Source organism: Lentimicrobium sp. L6 (assembly GCF_013166655.1).
Classification (GTDB): Bacteria; Bacteroidota; Bacteroidia; order Bacteroidales; family UBA12170; genus UBA12170.
The window spans coordinates 1-6,951 of record NZ_JABKCA010000130.1 but is presented as its reverse complement, the minus strand read 5'-3'; the positions used below and the strand labels follow the sequence as shown (position 1 = coordinate 6,951).

6 protein-coding genes and 2 tRNA genes are annotated in these 6,951 nt (G+C 36.4%); 2 read left to right on the top strand and 6 right to left on the bottom strand.

The features are described 5' to 3' along the window. Window positions 1–153: 153 nt before the first annotated feature. The 6 genes from HNS38_RS19475 to dut form a co-directional block, all read right to left on the bottom strand. Window positions 154–507: a fibronectin type III domain-containing protein gene (locus tag HNS38_RS19475; RefSeq protein ID WP_172284704.1), complete on the bottom strand. Its 354-nt coding sequence runs from the start codon at window positions 505–507 to the stop codon at window positions 154–156. A 63-nt stretch (window positions 508–570) separates the two neighbouring features. Then, window positions 571–1,680: an ROK family protein gene (locus tag HNS38_RS19470; RefSeq protein WP_172346944.1), complete on the bottom strand. Its 1,110-nt coding sequence runs from the start codon at window positions 1,678–1,680 to the stop codon at window positions 571–573. A 50-nt stretch (window positions 1,681–1,730) separates the two neighbouring features. Continuing rightward, on the bottom strand, window positions 1,731–2,948 hold the full coding sequence (locus tag HNS38_RS19465; protein ID WP_216663792.1) for a murein hydrolase activator EnvC: 1,218 nt from the start codon (window positions 2,946–2,948) through the stop codon (window positions 1,731–1,733). Beyond that, window positions 2,945–3,766 carry a DUF4292 domain-containing protein gene (locus HNS38_RS19460; protein WP_172346942.1) on the bottom strand — a complete coding sequence of 274 codons (822 nt, stop codon included), beginning with the start codon at window positions 3,764–3,766 and terminating at the stop codon, window positions 2,945–2,947. Before HNS38_RS19460 ends, HNS38_RS19465 begins: the two co-directional genes overlap by 4 nt. After that, on the bottom strand, window positions 3,767–5,458 hold the full coding sequence (locus HNS38_RS19455; protein ID WP_172284708.1) for a tetratricopeptide repeat protein: 1,692 nt from the start codon (window positions 5,456–5,458) through the stop codon (window positions 3,767–3,769). 22 nt (window positions 5,459–5,480) lie between these two features. Next, complete coding sequence (dut, locus tag HNS38_RS19450) at window positions 5,481–5,915, bottom strand: dUTP diphosphatase (RefSeq protein ID WP_172284709.1); 435 nt, start codon at window positions 5,913–5,915, stop codon at window positions 5,481–5,483. Window positions 5,916–6,324: 409 nt separating this feature from the next. On the opposite strand from dut, the gene HNS38_RS19445 reads away from it, so the two are divergent. Both HNS38_RS19445 and HNS38_RS19440 read left to right on the top strand, forming a co-directional pair. Beyond that, window positions 6,325–6,398, top strand: a tRNA-Asn gene (locus HNS38_RS19445). Between the two features lie 88 nt (window positions 6,399–6,486). Beyond that, window positions 6,487–6,558, top strand: a tRNA-Arg gene (locus HNS38_RS19440). The last annotated feature ends 393 nt before the right edge of the window (window positions 6,559–6,951 follow it).

Here is a 6,951-nt window from a genome sequence, read left to right as displayed (position 1 = left end):
AGCATCTACCCGCTAGCGCGGAATAGCATTCCTATGCTGATTACCGCCACCACGCAACCACGCCACCACGTACCCACGCACCCATCGCAACCACGCCCCCACGCCCCCATCGCACTAAATACCACAAAGGCTTTAATTAATTTACGAATTCAGTTAATAAGTAGACATCCTCAAAACGGCTCGCTCAGAAGAATTTCCCATTTTATCTATAGCTTTTAAATGGAATATATAATTGGTGTCACTTTGAACTTGATGTACTGTGTAGTTACTTTCAAATGCAGAGATGGTATCAGTGTCTTCGCCTCCAGGTGAATAGTATAGAATGAAGTAGTTGAGACTTGAAGCATAGGCATAAGACCAAGTGAGGTGTATTCCTGTATGATCACGCCTTCCTTCAAATTGTGTAACACCTGGAACTAAAGCTTGATCTATATGAGATACTTCTTCTTTTTCGTTGCATGAAAAAAGGAGGAGGATAAGACTAGAAAATAATAAGAATCGTTTCATAACAGATATTAATTGATTTGAAACGTAAAATTAAATAAAATATAGCTCAACCGTAGGCCTGATTTAATATTTTATTTCATTCAATTTTAATATAGCAAAAGCATAAGCGCCTAATGCTACAGCACCACCTGTGCCCAATACATTGGCTCCTACACATATCTTTTTAATAGGATCGTAGTTGATTTCTTCTGAACTACCAGGAATGAGTACTTTTTGTCCGCTATTTTTTAAGAAGTTGGCTTTGCAATCTGTATGATGCCAGTTATAGGCAAATACTTCCATGCGTTGTACTTGTCCGCCACTAGGGGTCTCGAATTTCTTGTTCAACTCTTCTACCAAAGTAGGTAAGATAAGTTCGTGGGCACCACTGAGTCCGCCCCCGATAACCACTGGAGCGTCAAACATGGTGATGGTATTGGCTAATGCATCAGCTGCTACTATGGCCAATTCTTTAAAACTGAGTATGGCTGCTTTTTGATGACCCTCCTCTTGGCCTTTGGCTATTTTAAAGATTTGGAAGGGCTCAGGACATTGGTCAATAGTTATATTACATTCTCTTGCATAAACTCTTTTTATTCCTCTAATGCTCACGCTTTCTTCTGAAGTGAATTGGGGGTAGAGAATATTTCCCATTCTATTGATTTCGCCACCTGCACTATTGTCACCGATAATAAGTTGTTGGTTGATGACCAATCCGCCTCCAAAACCGGTACCAAAAGTGGCCCCAATGAGTTGCTTGTATTGTTTGGGGTTTCCTGCTTTCTCTAATTCTTGGTTGATCATAGGTAGTAATCCGCCCAATGCTTCGCCAAGGGTAAAGAGGTCACCATCATTATTGATAAATACAGGGATATTAAATTTCTTCTCCAAAAATGGACCTAGGGCAATGCCACCTCTAAATACTGGAAGGTTTTCCAAATCGCCAATGATACCATTGGGATAATCAGCAGGACCAGGGAAGGCAAAGCTGATGGCATTGGCTCCTCCGGCTTGTTGTTTTACTTGTTCAAAACCATGGGTTAGTTTTTCTAAAAAAGCTTCTAAGCTATCAACTTTGGCAGGAAGAATTATTTCTTCTCCCAACATTTGGCCAGCTTTCATTGCAGAGAATACTAAATTGGTTCCGCCTGCATCGAGGCTCAGTACTATTCTTTGGTCATTCTGGATATTCATATTAAATGCTTTGATATTTTTGGTTCATTGTATTCATTCTTCAATTTGCCCTATTTTGCCAACCAGTGAACTGGATTTAATTTGCTAGTGCTTTTCCAGATTTGGAATTGCAATTTAGTGGTTTTATCTTCAGGGTCTTTGGCGATTTTGCCAATATTTTGTTTCACTTTGAGTTGATCGCCTGGTTTTACATATACTTCCTCTAGATTAGAATAGAGAGAGAAAAATTGACCATGCTTTACCAAAACAGCGAAGTTAGCGGAGCCAGGTACCGAAATAATACTTCTAACCTCTCCATCAAATACGGATCTGGCATTACTATTTTCATTGGTGACGATATCGATACCATCGTTTCTGATCTTGATTCCTTTTAAAACAGGATGGGCATGTTCTCCAAAACTACTATATACTACTCCTTTGGCAACAGGCCAAGGAAGTTTACCTTTGTTATCATCAAAGTTTTTTGACAGTTGTATTTGATCGGGAGTCATATTGAATTCTTTAGCTTTTTTGGCTTCCGCAGCTAAAATCTTTTCAATTTCCTTTTTCAGTTTATTTTTTTGACTGTTCTTTTTCTTTAAGTCCTTTTGTAGTTTTTTCTCCTGACCCTTTAAGTCTCTCAACCCTCGCTCTTGCGTTATCTTCTTCTTATTGATTTTAGTAATCTCGTCCTCCTCTTTTTTTCTAAGACTTTCTTTTTCTTCTTTTAAATGGCTGAGCTTAGTAATGGAAGTGTGGAGGCTGTCTTGTTTTTGCTCAATTATTTGGACTTGTTTTTTTCTGTAGGAACTATATTGTTCAAAGTATTTCACCCTTTTAAAGGCCTGATTAAAATCTTTTGATGCAAATACAAACATCATGCGATCATATTGATTCAGATTTTTTTGTGAATACATGATCATGGTGGCATATTCATCTTTAAGGCTTTTGAGTTCCTTTTCTTTTTGACTTACCAGGAGTTGCTTGTCGTTGATCTGCTGATCAACCAATTGAACTTCTTGTCGAAGATTTTTTAATAAACGTTCTTGTTTTTTAATCTGCTGATCTAGAAGTTTGAGTTGAACTAAAGAAACATCTTTGCTCTTTTGGGTTTCTTTTAATAGCTCATTGGTATAGCTGATTTCTTTTTCGAGCAGGTGTATTTGAGAGTTTATTTTCTTTTTGCTTTGTGAAAAACCAGTTGAAAAAGTGATGATAATCAAAAACAAGATCAAAGAAATGCGAGTTAATTTCTTTAAGTATGTTTTGTATGTATTGATAATCATCATTTTATCTCTGTATATTTTGAAGGGATATTAAAGGGGAAAGATAGTTCTTTTTCTAAATTTACCTTGATCAAAGTGGCATCAATTTCTATAATTTCATTGGCAAAGATGCTCAGTTTGTATTGGGTAGGTAAAACTTGGCTGTCTATTTCTTTGAAATGTGCATATTCGGCAACAATTTTCTTATTGTCGTTTTTGATCTCCTTGATTTTTAGTTTTTCTATCTTAAAAGACTTAGGGTTTAACCAAAGGCTTTGATATATCACTTGAGAAACCGCATCATTGGCTCTGATATACTTTTTCATCTTTCGACGGTGTGCCGATTCTAATTGATATTGATCTTGCACTACGGTAGCTTTTAATTCTTGATAATCGTACCAGGTAAAATCGTTTCCTGTTAATATGGCTTGAACAATGTCAAAATCTACCTGAGCATTTATCATGGTGTTGATAAAGTGATAATTACCTACAAAGAAGGTTTTGTTAAGTCTATTGAGAAACAATACAGAGTCTTTGGTGAGCAATACCCTGGCGGCTTCTATACCTATTCCAGCAGAAATTGAAACCCAGATGGCACTGTCTTTTCTGATTCGTATATTGAGTTTGATGTCGTTGGTTTTTCCATTACTCGTCACGCTCGCCAATGCCTTTGCGCTAAAAGTCTCAAAGTGATTCTGGTTTGCTTTCATTTGGCTCAAAAGATAATCAGCACCCTCCTCTTTAATGGGGGCTTTATAGTTTCTCTTCTGTATATTACATGAGGAGGCTATCATTAAAACCAAGAGAAAAAACCAAGCTATTTTTGCATTCTTAATCATCATTTATTTTTGCTTTATTTTTTCTTGGAGTATTGTAGCATCGCCACCTGCTTTTTTAGCTTTCTTCCAATAGTTTTTGGCTTCTTTTGAATTTCCCATGGCCATATATACATCTCCAAGGTGCTCTAAAACCACAGCACTGGGGTTTTTGGTTATTTCTATGGATTGGGAAATATATTTTAAAGCTCCTTGATAATCCTCCATTAAATAAAGAATCCAGCCATAGGTGTCTAAATTGTTTTCGTTGGCATCTATCTCAATGGCTTTTGCGGCCATCTCTTTAGCTTTTTCTAGATCTTTATTTTCTAAGGAAAGGTAATAGGCATAGTTATTTAAAACAAAACTGTTTTCGGGGTTAATGCGTAAGCAGTTGTCATAATTCTCATAAGCTTTTTTAGGATCTCCTTCTGAGTGATAGGCATCCCCAAGAAGCATATAGAACTGCTCTGCTAATCCTTGATTACTCACAAAGTATAAACCCTGTTCTAGAGTAGCAATGGCCGCTTTGCTGTCTTCTAGTCTGAAGTTGGCTAAGGCATTTACATAATAAGGAAATTCTTGTTCTGGAAATTGTTCCATAGCTCTATAGCTATAGTCGGCCACTTTTTGATGGTCATCACCCATGCCTAAGCTATAGAGCAATTGATTCCACACCGTAAAGCTCGTGCTGTCTAATTTGATGACTATTTCGTATTCTTCAGCCGCTTTTTGGTAAAGGCTATCACTAAATAGTAAGTCACCGTATATGGCATGTGATTTGTAACTATCGGGATGAGTGGTCACCAAAATATCAATCAATTCATAAGCACGTTCTTTTAATATGCTCTGCTGATTGGTGGCATTCATATAGGTGGCAAGCACCTGAATTTTAGTGTCGATATCTAGGTTTTTATTAGAATAGCCTTCTTTTAGGTATTCGTAGGCTTTACTCAGGTCATCTTTTTTAGCATAATAGTCTGCTAATGTGATTTGTATGTATGGATTGTCAGGGTTGATTTCCAAAACCTTATCATACCATTCCAGGGCTTTGTCTGGTTTTTGTTGCTGCATATACATTTCTGCAATCATACTGCAATATTTTTCTTCCTGAGGATAAGCATGACTTAGTTCTATCATGGCGGCAGCAGCTTTGTCAAATTCTCCTTCTTGCATATAAAGATTTTTCATCTGCAATCTGGTTTTCTCTGAAATTCCATCAATCTTCTCTATACTTTCAATAGCTTTAATAGCTTTAGAATATTTCTCCATGGCTGTGTACAGCCCAGAAATGCTCAGCAGGTAGTCGGTATTATTGGGTTCATTCTCAAGGAGCTGCTCATAAACTGCAATGGCTTCAGGAATTTGATAATTATTTCTGTATAAATCGATCAAGAGGAGGGCATACCATTTATTGCTACCATCAGTATGATAGGCTTTTTCCACCCAAAATAAGGCTTCCGTATATTCTTGCTGAAGAACGAGTATCCTTCCCAATTCATACATGGCAGGATCGTAGTTTTCGTCGATGTTGAGGGTTTTTTCGTAGAGTTTGATGGCTTCAGGATAATTGTCGAGCATCTTGTTTTTCTCAGCATCCAGAAAGGTATTCATGGCCATTTTAGCCTTTTTGTCTTCTTTAGCATCTTGGCAATATATGCTCGAAAAACTGAATAGTAAAAATAGTAAAAGCCAGTATTTTGGTTTTAATAAAGTCATTTTTTTTGTCTTCTCTTTTGATTTATTTTTTTCCAGTGGAACCAAACCCGCCCGCGCCTCTGTCGGTTTCAGATAAAGAATCTACTTCTTCCCAATCTGCTCTTTCGTGCTTGGCAATCACCATTTGTGCAATTCTTTCGCCATCTTCTATAATGAGCTCGGTTTCTGATAGGTTAATGATAATTACTTTTATCTCTCCTCTGTAGTCAGCATCAATGGTTCCGGGGCTATTAACCACCCCTACACCTTTCTTGTAAGCCAGGCCGCTTCTGGGTCTTACTTGTGCTTCGTAGCCTACAGGTAGTTCCATAAAAAGGCCTGTGGGGATTAATGTTCTTTCTAAAGGTTGAACATGTAATGGTGTTTCTAGTTCGGCTCTCAGGTCCATTCCGGCAGATGCAATAGTTTCATATGCAGGAAGTTGATGCTTTGATTTGTTGACGATTTTTATCTTCATAAAAAAATAAATTCCATTATATTATTGAGGCACAAAAGTAAAGAAAAGAATAAAACAAAACAGGCTATAAAACTGGGATTGAATTAATTCTTGTTAATTAATGACTTTAGCACTTTCGTGCCTTGTTTTTAGAAGCCATTTTTTATTGACTATTTCAACTTATTAAACAGTTATTATTTAAGATTTGTTATAATTTGACGAAAAAGAAGAATTGAATATAAAAGATTTTTTTTGATAAAAGGAGAATCCTTCCATAATTGCTTTGTTTGCTAAGTGTTTACGGTGTTTTCTTGAGAACAAAAAAAAATTAAAAAAAGTTTGCAGGTTTAAAAAATGCTTGTAAATTTGCAATCGCTTTCAAGGCAGAAACGCTAAGAAAGAAAAGTTCAATAAAGACTTTTAAGTATATTCCTCTTTAGCTCAGCTGGTTAGAGCATCTGACTGTTAATCAGAGGGTCCTTGGTTCGAGTCCAAGAAGAGGAGCAAAAAAGGTTTATCATTTGATAAGCCTTTTTTTGTTTCTAGTGATTTCGTTTTCGGAATACTATAAAAAGGAATTTTTGAAATATATGCCCCCATAGTTCAAGGGATAGAACAAGTGTTTCCTAAACACTAGATACAAGTTCGAGTCTTGTTGGGGGTACTATATGTGTTGAAAAACATATAGTTAAAATAGTTTGTGCCATTTTGGTACCGAAAAGTGAAATAGGAACATGATTTGCAAATCTGGCCATTGTAGTTAGTAAAATGAATTTAATCACTCCCATCTAAATCTTTTTTTTTGTGTAAATAATTATAAAAAACGCTGAAGTTGACCACCCTAAAAAAGAACCTTCATTACCCGTTGTCAAACAATATTTTCGGGCTTTCTTATGAACCAAATTAGCAAGAAAATGGCTAATAACCCAATTGTCATGAGTAAAGTAAGAAAAGTATTGATAGTGGACTTCCAGGGGAAGTCTAAGAGTTTTAAGTAAATATCTGAAGTTTCGCACCAAATCAGACTGCCTTATCAAGCTGAATTAGAATAGGTTCT